Source organism: Mycolicibacter nonchromogenicus (assembly GCF_002101775.1).
In the GTDB taxonomy this organism is placed as follows: domain Bacteria; phylum Actinomycetota; class Actinomycetes; order Mycobacteriales; family Mycobacteriaceae; genus Mycobacterium; species Mycobacterium nonchromogenicum.
Genome location: NZ_LQPI01000022.1, coordinates 37,270 through 54,317, shown reverse-complemented (window position 1 = coordinate 54,317; position 17,048 = coordinate 37,270). Strand labels below are relative to the sequence as shown.

The 17,048-nt window shown below is 68.2% G+C and carries 18 protein-coding genes and 1 pseudogene; 10 read left to right on the top strand and 9 right to left on the bottom strand.

Annotated elements, in window-relative coordinates; genetic code table 11:
- Position 1 precedes the first annotated feature (1 nt).
- On the bottom strand, positions 2-397 hold the full coding sequence (locus AWC18_RS02185) for a VOC family protein (RefSeq protein WP_064999002.1): 396 nt from the start codon (positions 395-397) through the stop codon (positions 2-4).
- Complete coding sequence (locus AWC18_RS02180; RefSeq protein WP_085137412.1) at positions 351-1,190, bottom strand: helix-turn-helix domain-containing protein; 840 nt, start codon at positions 1,188-1,190, stop codon at positions 351-353. The genes AWC18_RS02185 and AWC18_RS02180 overlap by 47 nt, the downstream gene beginning before the upstream one ends.
- Positions 1,191-1,349: 159 nt before the next feature.
- Here AWC18_RS02180 and AWC18_RS02175 point away from each other — a divergent pair, with 159 nt between their 5' ends.
- Positions 1,350-1,604, top strand: a complete 255-nt coding sequence (locus AWC18_RS02175) for a DUF2631 domain-containing protein (protein WP_064999003.1) — start codon at positions 1,350-1,352, stop codon at positions 1,602-1,604.
- 84 nt (positions 1,605-1,688) lie between these two features.
- Here the strand turns inward: AWC18_RS02175 and rlmN are convergent, their stop codons facing one another.
- The 4 genes from rlmN to pyrH are packed head-to-tail and all read right to left on the bottom strand — an operon-like array spanning position 1,689 to position 5,062.
- Positions 1,689-2,783 carry a dual-specificity RNA methyltransferase RlmN gene (rlmN, locus tag AWC18_RS02170; protein ID WP_064999004.1) on the bottom strand — a complete coding sequence of 365 codons (1,095 nt, stop codon included), beginning with the start codon at positions 2,781-2,783 and terminating at the stop codon, positions 1,689-1,691.
- 25 nt (positions 2,784-2,808) lie between these two features.
- Positions 2,809-3,675, bottom strand: a complete 867-nt coding sequence (locus AWC18_RS02165) for a phosphatidate cytidylyltransferase (protein WP_064999005.1) — start codon at positions 3,673-3,675, stop codon at positions 2,809-2,811.
- 22 nt (positions 3,676-3,697) lie between these two features.
- Positions 3,698-4,255, bottom strand: coding sequence for a ribosome recycling factor (gene frr / locus AWC18_RS02160; protein ID WP_076048710.1), 558 nt, complete (start codon positions 4,253-4,255; stop codon positions 3,698-3,700).
- A 54-nt stretch (positions 4,256-4,309) separates the two neighbouring features.
- The gene (gene pyrH, locus AWC18_RS02155; protein ID WP_076048711.1) at positions 4,310-5,062 is read right to left on the bottom strand and encodes a UMP kinase; all 753 of its coding nucleotides are present in this window, start codon (positions 5,060-5,062) and stop codon (positions 4,310-4,312) included.
- A 177-nt stretch (positions 5,063-5,239) separates the two neighbouring features.
- Here pyrH and AWC18_RS02150 point away from each other — a divergent pair, with 177 nt between their 5' ends.
- From AWC18_RS02150 to AWC18_RS02115, 8 genes are read left to right on the top strand one after another with little or no spacing between them, the layout of a single operon-like run.
- Positions 5,240-5,569: an ArsR/SmtB family transcription factor gene (locus AWC18_RS02150; protein ID WP_109470440.1), complete on the top strand. Its 330-nt coding sequence runs from the start codon at positions 5,240-5,242 to the stop codon at positions 5,567-5,569.
- Positions 5,566-6,045 carry an NADH-quinone oxidoreductase subunit B family protein gene (locus tag AWC18_RS02145; protein WP_064999009.1) on the top strand — a complete coding sequence of 160 codons (480 nt, stop codon included), beginning with the start codon at positions 5,566-5,568 and terminating at the stop codon, positions 6,043-6,045. Before AWC18_RS02150 ends, AWC18_RS02145 begins: the two co-directional genes overlap by 4 nt.
- The gene (locus AWC18_RS02140; protein ID WP_420093295.1) at positions 6,042-7,988 is read left to right on the top strand and encodes a proton-conducting transporter transmembrane domain-containing protein; all 1,947 of its coding nucleotides are present in this window, start codon (positions 6,042-6,044) and stop codon (positions 7,986-7,988) included. The genes AWC18_RS02145 and AWC18_RS02140 overlap by 4 nt, the downstream gene beginning before the upstream one ends.
- 5 nt (positions 7,989-7,993) lie before the next feature.
- Complete coding sequence (locus AWC18_RS02135; protein WP_109470443.1) at positions 7,994-8,947, top strand: respiratory chain complex I subunit 1 family protein; 954 nt, start codon at positions 7,994-7,996, stop codon at positions 8,945-8,947.
- The gene (locus AWC18_RS02130) at positions 8,944-9,615 is read left to right on the top strand and encodes a hypothetical protein (protein ID WP_085137356.1); all 672 of its coding nucleotides are present in this window, start codon (positions 8,944-8,946) and stop codon (positions 9,613-9,615) included. The genes AWC18_RS02135 and AWC18_RS02130 overlap by 4 nt, the downstream gene beginning before the upstream one ends.
- Positions 9,615-11,081, top strand: a complete 1,467-nt coding sequence (locus AWC18_RS02125; protein ID WP_085137354.1) for a proton-conducting transporter transmembrane domain-containing protein — start codon at positions 9,615-9,617, stop codon at positions 11,079-11,081. The genes AWC18_RS02130 and AWC18_RS02125 overlap by 1 nt, the downstream gene beginning before the upstream one ends.
- Complete coding sequence (locus tag AWC18_RS02120) at positions 11,081-12,553, top strand: hydrogenase large subunit (RefSeq protein WP_064999013.1); 1,473 nt, start codon at positions 11,081-11,083, stop codon at positions 12,551-12,553. Before AWC18_RS02125 ends, AWC18_RS02120 begins: the two co-directional genes overlap by 1 nt.
- A 41-nt stretch (positions 12,554-12,594) precedes the next feature.
- Positions 12,595-13,014 carry a MarR family winged helix-turn-helix transcriptional regulator gene (locus tag AWC18_RS02115; RefSeq protein WP_085137352.1) on the top strand — a complete coding sequence of 140 codons (420 nt, stop codon included), beginning with the start codon at positions 12,595-12,597 and terminating at the stop codon, positions 13,012-13,014.
- A 133-nt stretch (positions 13,015-13,147) separates the two neighbouring features.
- On the opposite strand, the gene AWC18_RS02110 is transcribed toward AWC18_RS02115, so the two are convergent.
- The 3 genes from AWC18_RS02110 to rpsB form a co-directional block, all read right to left on the bottom strand.
- Positions 13,148-14,572, bottom strand: a complete 1,425-nt coding sequence (locus AWC18_RS02110; RefSeq protein ID WP_076048714.1) for an amidase — start codon at positions 14,570-14,572, stop codon at positions 13,148-13,150.
- Positions 14,573-14,677: 105 nt separating this feature from the next.
- On the bottom strand, positions 14,678-15,493 hold the full coding sequence (gene tsf / locus AWC18_RS02105) for a translation elongation factor Ts (RefSeq protein WP_064999016.1): 816 nt from the start codon (positions 15,491-15,493) through the stop codon (positions 14,678-14,680).
- A gap of 14 nt (positions 15,494-15,507) precedes the next feature.
- Positions 15,508-16,335, bottom strand: coding sequence for a 30S ribosomal protein S2 (gene rpsB, locus AWC18_RS02100; RefSeq protein ID WP_047318602.1), 828 nt, complete (start codon positions 16,333-16,335; stop codon positions 15,508-15,510).
- 234 nt (positions 16,336-16,569) lie between these two features.
- Between rpsB and AWC18_RS02095 the strand changes: the two are divergent.
- Positions 16,570-17,046 (top strand): annotated as a pseudogene (locus AWC18_RS02095) (M23 family metallopeptidase); the annotation flags it as partial.
- Positions 17,047-17,048 lie beyond the last annotated feature (2 nt).

Below are 17,048 nucleotides of genomic sequence, written 5' to 3'. Positions count from 1 at the left end.
CCTATTGTGCTCCCGCGTAGTTGCCGAAGCTCCACAGGTTGCCTTCCGGGTCGCGCACGGCGAACTCCCGGGCGCCGTAGTCGGTGTCGGCGAGCGGTCGGATCACTTCTGCCTGGCGATCCAGCACCCGCTGGTAGAGGCCGTCCGGGTCGCTGGTGACGACGTAGCCGCCGGCGGTGCCGGGTGCTCGGCACCAGTCATTACCCGGCTTGTGGCTGCCGAGCATGATGCCGCCGACGCCCTCGGGCCAGCGCAGTTCGGCATGGGCGACGGTGTCGCCGTCATCCCCGTGGCGGGCTGTGACGACAAAACCGAAGGTGTCCACGTAGTAGTCGATGAGGCTGCGCGCGTCATGCGCCTGCAGGGTCAACCAGACGGTCGGATTCGTTGCTGTCATGTCCCCACTGTGAGCGTTGGGCGTGGCCGCCGTCTTGAATGTTTTGGAACTCCTCGGCCAGCCAGGCGGCCGGCGAAACTCCGGCGTACCGAACGAATTCACGGGTCAGGTGGGCCTGATCGGCGTATCCGGCGGCGGCCGCAATGCTTGCCAAGTCGGCCTGTCCGCGCCGGCGAACGTCGTCGGCGATCCGGGCTGTCGCGTATTCGAATCGCATCAGCATGGCCACCGCTTTCGGCGTGTGGCCCACCTCGCGGCGAAACAGCGTGGTCAGATGACGCTGGCTCACCCCGACCTGCTCGGCGATGCCTGCGATCGGCGCCCTCCCCCGGCTGGCCGCCAACAGCTCCCAGGCGTAGGCCACCTCAGGCCGCACGGCGGTGTCTCGTCGACGTTGCTCGGCCACCAGGTAGGCCGACATCACCGCGAACACCTCCGGCCAGGATCGTGCGGTGGCCAACCGTTCGTGCAGACGCACCGCACGGCGGCCCAACACCGGTGCGGCGTCGTACTCGGTGACGCTCAGCTCGGCAGCGGGCACACCGAAGAGTGCTCGTGAAGCCAGTGGATGCACCGCCAGCTGAACCCCGGCCTGATCGCGGCGCTGTCGCACATGGCTGGCCTGCACGTGCAGTCCACCCAGGATGACCGGGGTCGGCCGGGCCGTCGTCAGCGCCTCGGCCCGATCAGCCGCCTCCACCCCCTCGTCGAGGCTGACGATGAATGTCAGGCTCGACGACGGCATACCCCGGTGGACGCGCTCAGGCACGTCGAGCGCGCGGTAGCCCACCATGGAGCTCACGCCCGGTGCGATGCGGGCCGGCGCCACCGCGAATTCCCAGATCGGCGGCGCTTCTGTGGCGTGCTGGGCCATGGCCTCCACGGTAGGTGGCCAGGTGGCGATATGTCAGAATGTCGCGCAGGAGTAGTTGCGCGAACGTAAGGAGTCGAAGTGGCCGGTACCGAGGTGGAGCGCCACAACGGGGTTGACCCTGTCGAGGTGCCGTCTGCGGCGTGGGGTTGGAGCAAGATCAACTACCGCACCTGGCACATCGTCGGCTTCGGCATCGTCGGCTTCCTGCTGCTCATGCTGCGCGGCAACCACATCGGCCACGTCGAGGACTACTTCCTGCTGGGCTTCGCCGCGCTGGTGCTGATCGTCGTGGTGCGCGACATCATCGGCCGCAACCGCGGCTGGCTGCGCTAGTTCCGACTGGGTTTCTCCGCGAGATCGGACTGACGCAGGGGTCTACTCGGCCTTTTCCTGCGTGGTTGCGATCTCGCGATCAGCTCACTGGTTTTCGGCCGCCAACTGCCCACATGCGGCGGCGATTTCGCGGCCGCGGGTGTCGCGGACGGTGCATTCCACGCCTTGGGCCCGCACGCGCCGCACGAACTCCCGCTCCACCGGCTTGGGACTGGCGTCCCATTCGCTGCCCGGCGTGGGGTTGAGCGGAATCAGGTTGACGTGCACCAGCGGCCCCAGCGCCTTGTGCAGCTTGCGGCCCAGCAGGTCCGCCCGCCACGGCTGGTCGTTGACGTCGCGGATCAACGCGTATTCCACCGACACCCGCCGGCCGGTGACGTCCGCGTAGTAGCGGGCGGCATCGAGGGCCTCGGAGACCTTCCACCGATTGTTGACCGGCACCAGGGTGTCGCGGAGCTCGTCGTCAGGGGTGTGCAGCGACAGGGCGAGCGTCACGCCGAGGCGCTCGTCGGCAAGCTTGCGGATGGCCGGGGCCAGTCCCACCGTGGACACCGTCACCGACCGCGCCGAGATGCCGAAGCCGTTCGGAGCCGGCGCGATGATGCGCCGCACCGCGGCCACCACCCGGGCGTAGTTGGCCAGCGGCTCCCCCATCCCCATGAACACGATGTTGGAGAGCCGGCCGTGGTCTCTGTCGCGGAGTTGCACCGAGGCCGCCCGCACCTGCTCGAGAATCTCCGCGGTGGACAGATTTCGGGTGAGGCCCGCCTGCCCGGTGGCACAGAACGGGCACGCCATGCCGCAGCCGGCCTGCGAGGAGATGCACACGGTGTTGCGGCGCGGATAGCGCATCAGCACCGATTCGAATTTGGTGTTGTCGTGGGCACGCCACAGCGTCTTGCGGGTCTCCCCGGCGTCGCATTCGATCTCGCTGGCCGCGGTCAACAGCGTGGGGAACAACGCCTCGCCCACCGAGGAGCGCACCGCGGCGGGCAGGTCGGTCATCTGCTGCGGGTCGGCGATCAGCCGGCCGTAGTACTGGTTCGCCAGTTGTTTGGCCCGAAAAGCCGGCAGCCCCAGCTCGGCGACCGCGGAGACCACACCCTCGGCGTCGAGGTCTGCCAAGTGCCGCGGCGGCAGTGCCCGCCGCGGTGCGGTGAACACCAGCTGTTGCGTCATGATCGGCTTCCAGTATGCCGCTGACTCAGCGCAGCACGGTCAGCACGACCCAGGTCACCACGGCCGACGGCAGCAGCGCGTCGAGCCGGTCCATGATCCCGCCGTGGCCGGGCAGCAGCCGGCCCATGTCCTTGATACCCAGATCGCGTTTCACCTGCGATTCGATGAGGTCGCCGAAGACCCCGGTGACCACCAGCAGCAGCCCCAGCGGCAGGCCCACCCACCACGGCCGGCCGAGGAACACCGTCACCGCGAACACCGCCGCGGCAACCCCGAACACCAGCGATCCGGCGAGGCCCTCCCAGGACTTCTTCGGGCTGATCGCCGGCGCCATCGGATGCTTGCCGAACAGCACCCCGACGGCATAGCCGCCGATGTCGGAGAACACCACCGGGAACAGCAGGCACAGCACCCGGCCGGGGCCGTCATCGCGATAGACCAGCAGCGCCGCGAAACTCATGCACAGCGGCACCCAGACCGCGATGAGGATCATCGCCGACATGTCCCGCAGATAGTTGACCGGGGTATGGTCCAGCCCCTGGCCCACCAGCCGCCAGATCATGGCGATCACCACCGTGGCACCGAACGCACCGAGCACTCCCCGGGCACCGAACGGCAGCGAGAGCCACAGCATCGCCTGGCCACCGAGGGCCAGCGGGATGAACGGCAGGTCGTAGCCGACTTCACGCAGCCGCCTGGTGATCTCATGGGTGGCAACCGGAGCGGCCACCGCCAGGATCAGCACCCAGAATCGCGGGGCGAACAACAGTGTGTAGACCAGCAGCCCGGCCAGCACTACGCCCACGGCGATGGCCGCGGGAAGGTTGCGTCCGGCTCGCGACTGCTTCGGCTGCGATTCCGCGGCGTCTACGCCGGCGTCTTGGTCTGCCACGGGTATGCCTGCTGAACGGCCGCTAGACCTCCAGCAACTCGCCTTCTTTGTGCTTCACCAACTCGTCGATCTGAGTCACGTACTGCTGGGTGGACTTGTCCAGGTCCTTCTCGGCCCGGCCGACCTCGTCCTCGCCCGCTTCGCCGTCTTTGCGGATGCGGTGCAGCTCTTCCATCGCCTTGCGGCGGATGTTGCGCACCGAGACCTTGGCGTCCTCTCCCTTGGCCTTGGCCTGCTTCACCAGCTCTCTGCGCCGCTCCTCGGTGAGCTGCGGCACCGACACCCGGATCAGCGAACCGTCGTTGCTGGGGTTCAGTCCGAGGTCGGAGTTGCGGATCGCGTTCTCGATGGCGCCCAACTGCGACGCCTCGTAGGGCTTGATCACGACCAGCCGTGCCTCCGGCACGTTGATGCTGGCCAGCTGGGTGATCGGGGTGATCGACCCGTAGTAGTCGATGACGATCCGCGAGAACATCCCCGGGTTGGCTCGGCCGGTGCGGATGGTCGAAAGATCGTCACGGGCCACCGACACGGCCTTTTCCATTTTCTCTTCGGCATCGAAGAGAGCCTCGTCGATCATCTGCCCCGCTCCTCGCTATCGCTTCGCTGTAACGCCGTCGCCGCCCGGCGCACTTCAGCTGGTGGTGACCAGTGTCCCGATCTTCTCACCCGCGACCGCCCGGGCGATATTTCCATCGGTCAGCAGGTTGAACACCAGGATCGGCATGCCATTGTCCATGCACAGACTGAACGCCGTGGCATCGGCCACCTTCAGCCCTCGGTCGATGACCTCGCGATGGGTGATCGAGGCCAGCAGTTGGGCATCGGGGTCGGTGCGGGGGTCGGCGGTGTAGACCCCGTCGACGGCTTTGGCCATCAGCACCACCTGGGCGCCGATCTCCAGCGCCCGCTGGGCCGCCGTGGTGTCGGTGGAGAAATACGGCAGCCCCATGCCGGCGCCGAAGATCACCACCCGCCCCTTCTCCAGGTGCCGCTGCGCCCGCAGCGGGATGTAGGGCTCGGCGACCTGGCCCATGGTGATCGCGGTCTGCACCCGCGTGTCGATGCCTTCCTTTTCCAGGAAATCTTGCAGTGCAAGGCTGTTCATCACGGTGCCGAGCATGCCCATGTAGTCCGAGCGCATCCGCTCCATGCCGCGCTGCTGCAACTGCGCGCCGCGGAAGAAGTTGCCGCCGCCGATCACCACTGCCACCTGCACGCCGTCGCGTACCACTTCGGCGATCTGGCGGGCCACCTGGGCGACCACATCAGGATCAAGCCCGACCTGCCCGCCGCCGAACATCTCGCCACCGAGCTTGAGCAACACCCGGGAGTAAGGGGGGCGACCGGCCGGCCGGTCTCCGTCGGTACTCGTCGGCTCCGTCATCAGGCTCCTCCGGGCTGTGCGCATATGACAGCGCCATCGCGGGAATCCTCCGCGACGGCATTCTCATCCTGCCCTACCGGAACGGTCAAACAGAGTCCGGGGTCGTGGCATTGCACTCAACTATCACAACATATGAAGAATTTTTCAATTGATAAGTTCGTTGCTATAGTCTGCGCTGTGCCGAACTCGCTGCATCAGGTGAAAGCGGAGTTCTTCAAGACCCTCGCGCATCCCGCCCGGATCCGGATCCTGGAGTTACTCGCCGAACGCGACCACACCGTCAGTGAGCTGCTCCCCGAGATCGGGCTGGAGGCATCGAATCTGTCCCAGCAGTTGGGCGTACTGCGCCGAGCCGGAATGGTGACAGCGACCAAGGACGGTAATGCGGTGATCTACTCCACCGCCTCGCCGGTGATCACCGAACTGCTCGCGGTGGCGCGCAAGGCGCTGACCGGAATGCTCAACGAGCAGGTCGCCATCCTCGATGACCTGCGGACCGGGCAATGAGCTGGCTCGGCAGAATCCGTGCACTGGGCCGGGTCACCGAGCCGGCCGGCGCCCGCCCACCGGCCGCAACCGACCCGCCGGGCGGCGTGGCCGGATCGTTGCAGATCCGCCACGTCGACGCCGGCTCGTGCAACGGCTGCGAGATCGAGATCGCCGGCGCCTTCAGCCCGGTGTACGACGCCGAGCGATTCGGCGCACGGCTCGTCGCCTCGCCCCGTCATGCCGACGCCCTGCTGGTCACCGGGGTGGTCACCCGCAATATGGCCGAGCCCCTGCGCAACACCCTGGAGGCCACCCCGCAACCACGCAAGGTCATCGCGTGCGGGGACTGCGCCCTCAACCGCGGGGTGTTCGCGCAGTCCTACGCGACCGTGGGGTCGGTCGGCGAAGTGGTTCCGGTCGACGTCGAAATCCCCGGATGTCCGCCGACGCCCGAGCAGATCCTCGCCGCACTGCGGTCGGTGACCGGCCGGTGAGCACGCCGACGGCTTCATCCGCCGACACACAAGCGCTGCCCGCGGTCCTCAGCGGCACCGCCACGGCCGGCATCGGTGCGGCCGGAATCGGCATCGGCCTGACCGGCATGTTCGGCAGTCTGCCCCCGATTCGCCTGGACTGGCTGGTCCCGCTGCTGGGTGTGCAGCTGCGCGTCGATGCGCTCGGCGGCTTCTTCATGGCGCTGACCGGTGCGGTGGCCGTGGCCGCCGGCCTGTACTGGATCGGCTATGCACGCCACGAGCGCTACGGCGCTGTGCCGCTGCTGACGTTGCCCCTGTTCGTCGCCAGTCTGCTGACCGTTCCGGCGGCCGGCTCGGTGACGACGTTCCTGCTCGCCTGGGAACTGATGGCGCTGACGTCGCTGGTGTTGGTGCTCACCGATCAGCAGCGCAGCGAAGTGCGTTCGGCCGCGCTGATCTACGCCGTGATGACCCAGTTGGGCTTCGTCTCACTGCTGTTGGGAATGGTCGTGCTGGCGGCCCACGCCGGCGACGACTTCGGCGGGATGGGCACGCTGCCCGATCGCGTGCGCCACACCGTATTCGTGTTGACCCTGATCGGGTTCGGCTCCAAAGCCGGACTGCTCCCCCTGCACGCGTGGCTGCCCCGGGCGCACCCGGAGGCGCCCAGCCCGGTGTCGGCGCTGCTCAGTGCCGCCATGGTCAACCTCGGCGTCTACGGGATCATCCGCGTCGACCTGCAACTGCTCGGGCCCGGACCGCGGTGGTGGGGCCTGACGCTGCTGATCGCCGGTGGCGCATCGGCGCTCTACGGCGTGCTGCAGGCGTCGGTGGCAACCGACCTCAAACGGCTGCTTGCGTATTCGACGACGGAGAACATCGGGCTGATCACCCTGGCCCTGGGTGCGGCGGCCCTAATGTCCGGTGCGGGATCGCGCGGTGCCGCGGCCGTTGCCGCGGCCGCGGCGCTGCTGCACCTGCTCGCCCACAGTGCGTTCAAGAGCCTCGGCTTCTTGTCCGCCGGCTCGGTGCTGGCCGCCACCGGCTTGCGCGACCTGGACCGGCTCGGCGGACTGGCGCGCCGAATGCCGGGCACCACAGCACTGTTCGGGGTGGCCGCGCTCGGCGCCGCCGGCCTGCCGTTGGGAGCGGGTTTCGTCAGCGAGTGGCTGCTGATCCAGTCGCTGATGCATGCCGGGGCCGACCACGACGTCACGATCACCCTGGTGACTCCACTGGCGGTGGGTGCTGTCGCACTGACCGCCGGCCTGGGAGTGGCCGCCATGGTCAAGGCGTTCGGAATCGGGTTTTTGGCCCGCCCCCGTTCGGGGGCCGCTGCGGCAGCCCGGGAAGCCCCCACCACGATGCTCGCCGGGATGACGCTGGCCGCCCTCGCCTGCCTGGTGCTGGCCGTCGCGCCGGGCACCGTCGGCCCGCTGTTGCACCGGGTGCTCGACACCCTGCCGGTGTCGGGACCGGCCCCGGAGCTCGGAACCTACCTGCGCCTTCCCGGGCTGGACGCGTCCATGTCCCCCGCCCTGCTGGCCGCGAGTCTGGCCGCCGCCGTGGTGGTGGTGCTGGTCGGTTCCCGCTGGCGGGCACGGCAGCGCCCGAGCACCGCCACCGTGCCGCTGTGGGCCTGCGGCGCCGACGAACTGAGCCCCCGCATGCAATACACCGCAACGTCGTTCGCCCAGCCGCTACAACAGGTCTTCGACGATGTGCTGCACACCGACACCGCGGTAGAAGTGACCCGCCAGGCCCCGTCGAGCTACTACGTGGAACGCATCGCCTACCGGGCGCGGGTGGCCGACGTGGTCGAAGACCGCTGGTATGCCCCGCTGCTGACGGGCGTCGCCGCGGCAGCGCAACTGGTGCGCCGCGCCCACACCGGCAGCGTGCACCTCTACCTGGCCTACGGCGCGGTGGGAGTGCTGATCGCCATGTTGGTGGCGCGATGAACGCACTGACCTACCTGGCCGGCTTCGTGCAGGTCGCCGGCGTCATCATCGGCGCCCCACTGGTGATCGGCCTGATGCGCCAGGTCCGGGCCCGCGCCGAGGGCCGCACCGGAGCCGGGATCTGGCAACCGTGGCGTGACATCCGCAAGCTGCTGGGCAAGCAGAACCTCAAGCCGCTCGGCACCACCTGGGTGTTCGCCGCGGCGCCGGCTGCGCTGGCCGCCACCACGCTGGTGATCGCCGCCACCGCGCCCCTGGTGGCGACCGGCTCGCCGCTGGACCCGATCGCCGACCTGATTACCGTTGTGGGCCTGCTGTTTTTGGGAACCGTGGCGTTGACCTTGGCCGGCATCGACACCGCAACGGCCTTTGGCGGAATGGGCGCCAGCCGCGAGATCACCATTGCGGCGCTGGTGGAACCCACCATTCTGGTCGCGGTGTTCGCATGCTCGATCCCGGCGAATTCAGCCAACCTGGGCGCCATCGTCGACTACACCAATGCGCATCCGGGCCAGGTGATCTCCTTGGCCAGCGCGTTGGCGTTCGTCGCGCTGGTGATCGTGATCGTCGCCGAGACCGGCCGGCTGCCGGTGGACAACCCGTCCACCCACCTCGAATTGACCATGGTGCACGAGGCCATGGTGCTCGAATACGCCGGCCCCAAACTGGCCTTGGTCGAATGGGCCAGTGGCATGCGGCTGACCGTGCTGCTGGCGCTGCTGGCAAACCTGTTCTTCCCGTGGGGCATTGCGGGCACGAACCCCGGTGCGCTCGATGTGGTCGTCGGTGCCGGCGCGATCGCGCTCAAAGTGGCCGTGCTGGCCGCGGTGATGGCCGCCGTGGAGGTTTTCCTCGCCAAACTCCGACTGTTCCGGGTGCCTGAACTGCTCGCCGGGTCCTTCGTCTTGGCGTTGCTGGCCGTCACGGCGGCGAACTTCTTCACGGGAGCGGCCGGATGAACGAGGCGTTGATCGACTTCGTCAACATGCTGGACTTGGCCGCCGGCGGTGTACTGCTGGCGGCGGTGCTGGCGGTCTGGCACCGGGACCTGTCGGTGGTGGTACGCCGACTGCTCGTCGCCCAAGGCGTGGCGCTGGCCGCCATCCCACTGATTCGCGGTGTGCACGAACATGATCGAGCACTGCTCTTGGTGGGCCTCGGCGTGCTGGCGGTACGGGCGGTGTTGCTGCCGTGGCTGCTGCACCGGGCGTTGGGCGCCGAACGCCAAGAACGGCGTGAGTCCGCTCCCCTGGTCAGCACGACCGCTTCCCTGCTGATGGCCACCGCGCTGGTGGTCGCGGCATTCACCATCACCCAACCGGTGATCGCGCTGGCGCCCAGTACCTCGACGAACGCCGCCCCGGCCGCCGTCGCGACCGTGTTGATCGCGCTGTTCATCATGGCGACCCGACGCCACGCCATCTCGCAGACCGTCGGGCTGCTGATGCTGGACAACGGAATCGCCGCGACCGCGTTCCTGCTGACCGCCGGTGTCCCCCTGATCGTCGAGCTCGGCGCATCGCTCGATGTCCTGTTCGTGCTGATCGTTCTCGGTGTGCTGACCGGACAGCTGCGCAAGGCCTTTGGCGGGGTGGACCTGGACCTGCTGCGGGAGTTGCGCGACTGATGACCTGGATGATTGGGCTTCCGCTGCTGGCACCGGTGTTGGCCGCGCTGTGCTCGGTGGCGCTGGGCTGGCGCCGGTTGAGCGCCGCGCTCACGGTGATGTCGGCGTTGACGATCCTCGGATGCGGTGTGGCCCTGGCCGTCAGGGTCGACGACGGGGCGCACCTGGTGCTGAACGGCCTGCTGCGGGCCGATGCGCTGTCGGCGACGATGCTGATCGTCATCGGGGTGGTCGGCAGCCTGGCCACCTGGGCGAGCATCGGCTACATCGACGCCGAATTGGCCGGTAGGCACACCGATGAACGCGGCGCGCGGTTGTACGCCGTCCTGACACCGGCGTTCTTGGCGGCGATGGCTCTGGCGGTGTCGGCCAACAACATCGGCGTGGTGTGGATCGCCGTCGAGGCCACCACGGTGGTCACCGCCTTTCTGGTCGGGCATCGCCGCAGCCGGGCCGCCCTGGAGGCCACCTGGAAGTACGTCATGGTGTGTTCGGTGGGGATCACCATCGCGTTTTTGGGCACTGTGCTGCTGCATTTCGCCGCGCTGCATGCCGGGGCGAGCGCCGAGGACGCGCTGGACCTCGACGTGCTTCTCGCCCATGCCGGTGGGCTCGACCCGGCGGTGACCCGATTGGCGGGCGCACTGCTGCTGATCGGCTACGGCGCCAAGATGGGTCTGGCGCCGTTTCACACCTGGCTCGCCGATGCGCACAGCCAGGCCCCCGCTCCGGTTTCGGCGTTGATGAGCGGGGTGCTGCTGTCCGTGGCGTTCTCGGTGCTGATCCGGATCAAGCCGATCATCGATACCGCGGTGGGCCCGGCGTTCCTGCGCACCGCACTGCTGGCCGCCGGTCTGGTGACGTTGCTGATCGCCGCATTGCTGCTCACCGTCACGAGCGATCTCAAACGGATGCTGGCCTATTCGTCGATGGAGACGATGGGCCTGATCGCGGTCGCCGCCGCAGCGGGCACCCAGCTGGCGATCACCGCGCTGCTGCTGCACGTGCTGGCGCACGGCGTGGGCAAGACGGTGCTGTTCTTAGCCGGCGGGCAGTTACAGGCCGCCCACGGCACCACGGCGATCGGTGATATCACCGCGGTGTTCGGTAGGTCGCGGTTGGTCGGCGGCGCGTTCGCGGCCGGGATGGTGGTCCTGCTCGGTCTGCCGCCGTTCGCGATGTTCGCCAGCGAGGTGTCGATCGCGATCGCACTGGCCGACGCTCGTCTCGCCTGGGCTCTCGGCCTGGCGCTGGTGGCGCTGGTGGTGGCTTTTGCCGCCCTGCTGCGCAATTCCGGCCGGATGCTGCTGGGCACTCCAGAAGCCGGCAGTCCGGTGATCCGGGTGCCGGTGACCGTTGCCGGCGCGTTGGTGGCCGGGGTGCTGCTCTCGCTTGCCCTCGGGGTGACCGCGGGCCCTCTGACCGACTTGTTCGCCGGCGCCGCAAGCCAACTCGGAGTCCGCTGATGAACACGATCACCCGTCGGGTCACCGGCGATGAGCTGATTCCCACAGCCACGGCCCTGTTCGACGAGGGCTTCCGGCTCGCCCTGGTGGCCGCTCACGATGACGACGACACCCTGCGGGTGGTGTATCTGTTTCTCGCCGGTCGCCCGGACCGCCGTACCGAGTTGACTCTGACGATTCCGGCGGACCAGCCGGCGATCCCGTCGTTGGCCCGGTTGTCCTTTCAGGCCGGCCGATTCGAGCGGGAGATGCTCGATCTGTACGGAATCACCCCGGTCGATCATCCGCAGCCGCGCCGCCTGGTGCGGCATGCGCATTGGCCACAGGATTGGCACCCGATGCGCAACGATGCCGGGTCGCCCGGCGACTTCACCGCGGCGGACCACTTTCCCTTCCTGACCGTGGACGGCGCCGGGGTCTACGAGATCCCGGTCGGCCCGGTACACGCCGGGCTGATCGAACCGGGCCACTTCCGGTTCTCGGTCGTCGGTGAATCGGTGTTGCGCCTCAAGGCGCGACTGTGGTTCGTGCACCGTGGGATCGAGCGACTCTTTCAGGGCCGGGACGCCTGTGCGGCAGTGGATCTGGCCGAACGGATCAGTGGCGACACCTCCGCCGGTCACGCGCTCGCACACAGTCTGGCCGTCGAGGACGCTCTCGGTGTCGAACTGTCCGATTCGGCACACCGGCTGCGAGCCTTGCTCGTCGAGCTCGAGCGCCTCTACAACCACGCCGCCGATCTGGGCGCCCTGGCCAACGATGTCGGCTTCGGCCTGGCCAACGCACACGCTCAGCGCGTCCGCGAGCTTGTGTTGCGTATCAACGCGCAGGTGACCGGACACCGGCTGTTGCGTGGGGCGATCAGCCCCGGAGGCGTCGTGCTGCAAGAACTTCCGGACCCGGACCGGCTGCAGGAGCTGGCTGACGACATCGCCGAGATCGCCGAGCTGACGTTGGGCAATTCGGTGATCTATGACCGGTTCGCCGGCACCTCGGTGTTGCACCGCGACGACGCCGTGGCGATGGGCACGCTGGGCTACGTGGCTCGGGCCAGCGGTATCCGTACCGACGCCCGCGTCGACCACCCGACCACCGAGCTTGCGGTGACCGAGGTGGCGGCGAGCGCCGGCGACGTATTGGCCCGCTACACCGTTCGCCGCGACGAGTTCGCCGCATCGGTGGCGTTGTGCCGCAACCTGATCGACAATCACCACGGCCCGATAGCCATTCAGGAGACCGTTCCGGTGGCGACTGGCCGGTGCAGCGGGGTCGGCATAGTCGAGGGGTGGCGCGGCAGCATTGTGCACCGGGTGGAGCTTCGCGCCGACGGCACCATCGGCCGCGCGAAGATCGTGGATCCGTCCTGGTTCAACTGGCCCGCACTGCCGGTGTCGATGGCCGACACCATCGTCCCGGACTTCCCGTTGACGAATAAGAGCTTCAACCTGTCCTACGCGGGAAACGATCTGTAGCGGTTTCAGCAGCAGAGATCTTGTATGTCAGGATATTTGATATGGATGACGTGGACGTTGCTCCGCTGGGCTATCTGCTGTACCGGGTCAGCTCGGCGCTGCGCCCGCAGGTGGCCGCGGTACTCGGGCCGCTGGGGCTGACGTTGCCCGAATTCGTCTGCATGCGGGTGCTTTCGCTGCGTCCCGGGCTGTCCAGTGCCGAACTGGCTCGCCACACCGGCGTCACGCCGCAGGCCATGAACACCGTGCTGCACCGGCTGGAGAATCGCGGCGCGGTCAGCCGTCCGGATTCGGTACCGTCCGGGCGTGCCCTGCCGGCGAACCTGACTGACGCCGGTCGGGATCTGCTGAAGCAGGCCGAAGATGCGGTGCGCATCGCCGACGGTCGGGTGCTGGCTGCGCTGAGCGCGGCCGAGCAGCACCGGCTTCGGCAGATGTTGGAACGGATCGGCGCGGAGTGACCCGCGCGCTCGCCGCTCGCGATCTAGGTTGATGGCGGCGACCCGCTTCGCCCGACTCCGCCGCGCTCGCGATCGCCGCTAGGTTCATGGCGGCGACCCGCTTCGCCCGGCTCCGCCGCGCTCGCGATCGCCGCTAGGCCCGAGCCGCGATCGTGGGCCAGGGCTTGGCGGCCTCCAGTTCGTAGGCCAACTCCAGCAGCCGGGCGTCCTGGCCGATGGGGGCGGTGAACATCATGCCCACCGGCAGCCCGGCGGCCGACTCGGCCAGCGGCAGTGAGATCGCCGGTTCCCCGGTGACATTCTGCAGCGGAGTGAACGTCACCCAGTCCATCAGCCGGTCGATGACCTGCTCGTAGCTGGCCGTGGGGGTCAGGTGACCGACCTTGGGCGTCTCGTGGGCCAGCGTCGGGGTGAGCACGACGTCGTAGTCGCTGTACAGCGGTGCGGTGTGCCGTCGGCGCACGGACGCCAGCCGGGCGATCGCGAGCGGCAGGCGGTAGAGGTGGCGGGTGGCATGACGGTCCAGCCCGATGGTCAGGTTGTCCAGCCGGGAGCGATCGAAGGTGGGGCCGAACATCCGCCGTCCTCCCTTGACCAAAGCCGTCGCCAAAAACGCCCAGTAGAGCAGGAAGTCGTCGGCGAATTGCGCCGGTACCGGTGGCCGGTCGAGATATTCGACGTGATGCCCCAACTCCTCGAGCAGCGCCGCCGTTTTCAGCGTCAGCTCACGCACTTCCGCGGACGTTTCGCGGGAGATCGACTGGGCGGTCACCGCGACCCGCAGGCGCTGGGCGCCCGGTGCCCGGATGTCGCCGATCGGCGGCAGCTTGCTATTGCGCCAGATCCGTTCGGCCTCTGCGTAGAAGGCGGCGGTGTCGCGCACCGAGCGGGTGACCACGCCGTTGTAGACGATCCGTACCGGCATGGCACCCATGTCCCTGTCCAGCGGCAACCGGCCCCGGGACGGCTTGAGCCCGACCAGTCCGTTGCAGGCCGCGGGGATGCGGATGGACCCGCCGCCGTCATTGGCGTGCGCGATCGGTACCGCCCCGGCAGCCACGAATGCCGCCGACCCCGACGACGAGGCGGCCGCGGTGTAGTCGGTGTTCCACGGGTTGCGCACCGCACCGATGCGCGGATGCTCGGCCGAAGCGCTGAATCCGAACTCGCTCAGCTGGCTCTTGCCCAGCGGAATCAGCCCGGTGTTCAGGTACAGCTTGGCGAAGGCTCCGTCGGCCGCGGCCGGATGTGGCTGCCAGGCGTCGGTGCCCTGCATCGTCGGCATCCCGGCGACATCGACGTTGTCCTTGACGAACGTCGGGACACCCTGGAAATACCCCGATTGGCCGGCGCCGGCACCGCGCCGGGCGTTCTCCCGCGCGCGGTCGAACGCCCGGTAGGCCAGGGCGTTCAGCTGTGGGTTGACCGCTTCGGCGCGGGCGATCGCGGCGTCGACCAGCTCGATGGGCGACACCTCGCCCGCTCGAAGCCGCTCCACCAGGCCCACCGCGTCGGAGTCACCGAGGGCATCGTCGCCGAAGGCGTGCACATGTTGCATTCCGGTGACCTTAGCCCACGAACCTGCCGGGGCTGCCGGGCCCAAACGAAAATCACCGCCAGGCCCACGTGCGGGGCGCTGGCGGTGAGTTTCGTGTGAAGGAGATCAGGCCTGTCCGACCTCGAACCGCACGAAGCGGGTCACGGTCACGCCGGCCTCGTCGAGCAGCGCCTTAACGCTCTTCTTCGAGTCGGAGACCGACGCCTGGTCCAGCAGCACCACGTCCTTGAAGAAGCCGGTCACCCGGCCTTCGACGATCTTGGGCAGGGCAGCCTCGGGCTTGCCCTCCTCCTTGGCCGTCTCTTCGGCGATGCGGCGCTCGTTGGCCACCAGGTCGGCGGGTACGTCGTCGCGGCTCAGGTACTTGGCCTTGAGCGCGGCGATCTGCAGCGCCACCGCGTGGGCGGCGTCGGTGTTAGAACCCGTGTACTCGACCAGCACGCCCACGGCCGGCGGCAGGTCGGAGGCCCGCTTGTGCAGGTAGGTCTCCACGGTGCCGTCGAAGTAGGCGACCCGGCGCAGTTCGAGCTTCTCGCCGATCTTGGCCGACAGCGCTTCGATGGCCTCACCGACGGTGCGGTCACCGATCTTGGCGCTCTTGAGCTCCTCGACATCGGAGGTCTTGGCCGCCGCGGCGGCGGTGACGACCTCGTCGGCGAGAGCCTTGAACTCGTCGTTCTTGGCGACGAAGTCGGTCTCGGAGTTCAGCTCGATCAGCGCGCCGTCCTTGGCCGCGACCAGACCTTCGGCGGTCGCACGCTCAGCGCGCTTGCCGACGTCCTTGGCGCCCTTGATACGCAGCACCTCGACGGCCTTGTCGAAGTCGCCGTCGCTCTCGGCCAGCGCGTTCTTGCAGTCCATCATGCCTGAGCCGGTGAGCTCCCGAAGCCGCTTAACGTCGGCAGCGGTGTAGTTCGCCACTGTGTGTGCCTTTCCTACGATGCGTCGGTGGTGGTTTCGGCGCCGGCTTCGGCGTCGGGTGCAGAGGTGGTGGCGCCCGCCAGCAGCTCCTGCTCCCACTCGGCCAGCGGCTCAACCGCTTCGGCCGCAGCCTTGCCCTCGCCGTTGCCCTGACCTGCCCGGGCCTGCAGCCCCTCAGCCACCGCGGAGGCGATGACCTTGGTCAGCAGCGCCGCCGAGCGGATCGCGTCGTCATTGCCCGGGATCGGGTAGTCGACCAGGTCGGGGTCGCAGTTGGTGTCCAGGATCGCGATGACCGGGATGCCCAGCTTGCGGGCCTCGCCGACGGCGATGTGCTCCTTGTTGGTGTCGACGACCCAGACAGCCGACGGCACCTTGGCCATGTCGCGGATACCGCCGAGGCTGCGCTCCAGCTTGTTCTTCTCGCGGGTCAGCATCAAGATTTCCTTCTTGGTGCGCCCCTCGAAACCGCCGGTCTGCTCCATGGCCTCGAGTTCCTTGAGGCGCTGCAGACGCTTGTGCACGGTGGAGAAGTTGGTGAGCATGCCGCCCAGCCAGCGCTGGTTGACATACGGCATACCGACCCGGGTGGCCTCGGCCGCGACCGACTCCTGCGCCTGCTTCTTGGTGCCGACGAACATGATGGATCCGCCGTGGGCGACGGTTTCCTTGACGAATTCGTACGCCTTGTCGATGAAGGTCAGCGTCTGCTGCAGGTCGATGATGTAGATGCCGTTGCGGTCGGTGAAGATGAACCGCTTCATCTTGGGATTCCAACGACGGGTCTGATGCCCGAAGTGAGCGCCGCTGTCCAGCAGCTGCTTCATGGTTACGACAGCCATGAGTGCATGGTTCCTTTTTTGTCGGTTGTCGCCCGGCGACGGGTGAGGCCGGGCCCTGGTGTCTGCTGAGATGTCGGACCCCTGTTGGGGACCACCCGGCATCCGGTTGTATTGCAGACACGCGAAGTCAGCCCGCATGTGCGAACTGCGCAAATGAGTTTACACGGTCCGAGCAGGTGCTTTGTCCACAGCGGTGACTGGCCCGATTCGGGCCCGGCGGGGTGAACTGGGCGTGTGCGATGGGTGGCGTTGGTGCTGGTCGGAGGCGTATTGCTGGCGGCACCGGCGTATGGCGACTCGGTTCGGCTGGATTGGCCGCTGCGGCCGCGCCCGGCGGTGATGCGGCGGTTCGACGCCCCTCGCCCGGATTGGCAGCGCGGTCACCGCGGGGTGGACCTGGCCGGGGACCCGGGCCAGCCGGTGTATGCCGCAGGTGCAGGCACGGTGGTGTTCGCCGGACGTTCCGGCGGGCAACCGGTGGTGTCACTGGCTCATCGCGGCGGGTTGCGCACCAGCTACCAGCCGGTGTCGGCGACGGTGCGGGCCGGTCAGCTGGTGACCGCGGGGGCGGTGATCGGCGTGCTGGAGCCCGGTCATCCGGGCTGTTCGGCCTGCCTGCACTGGGGCGCGATGTGGGGACCGGCCGCGCACGCCGACTATGTCGATCCGTTGGGATTGCTGGCCTCGACGCCCATCCGGCTCAAACCGGTGTT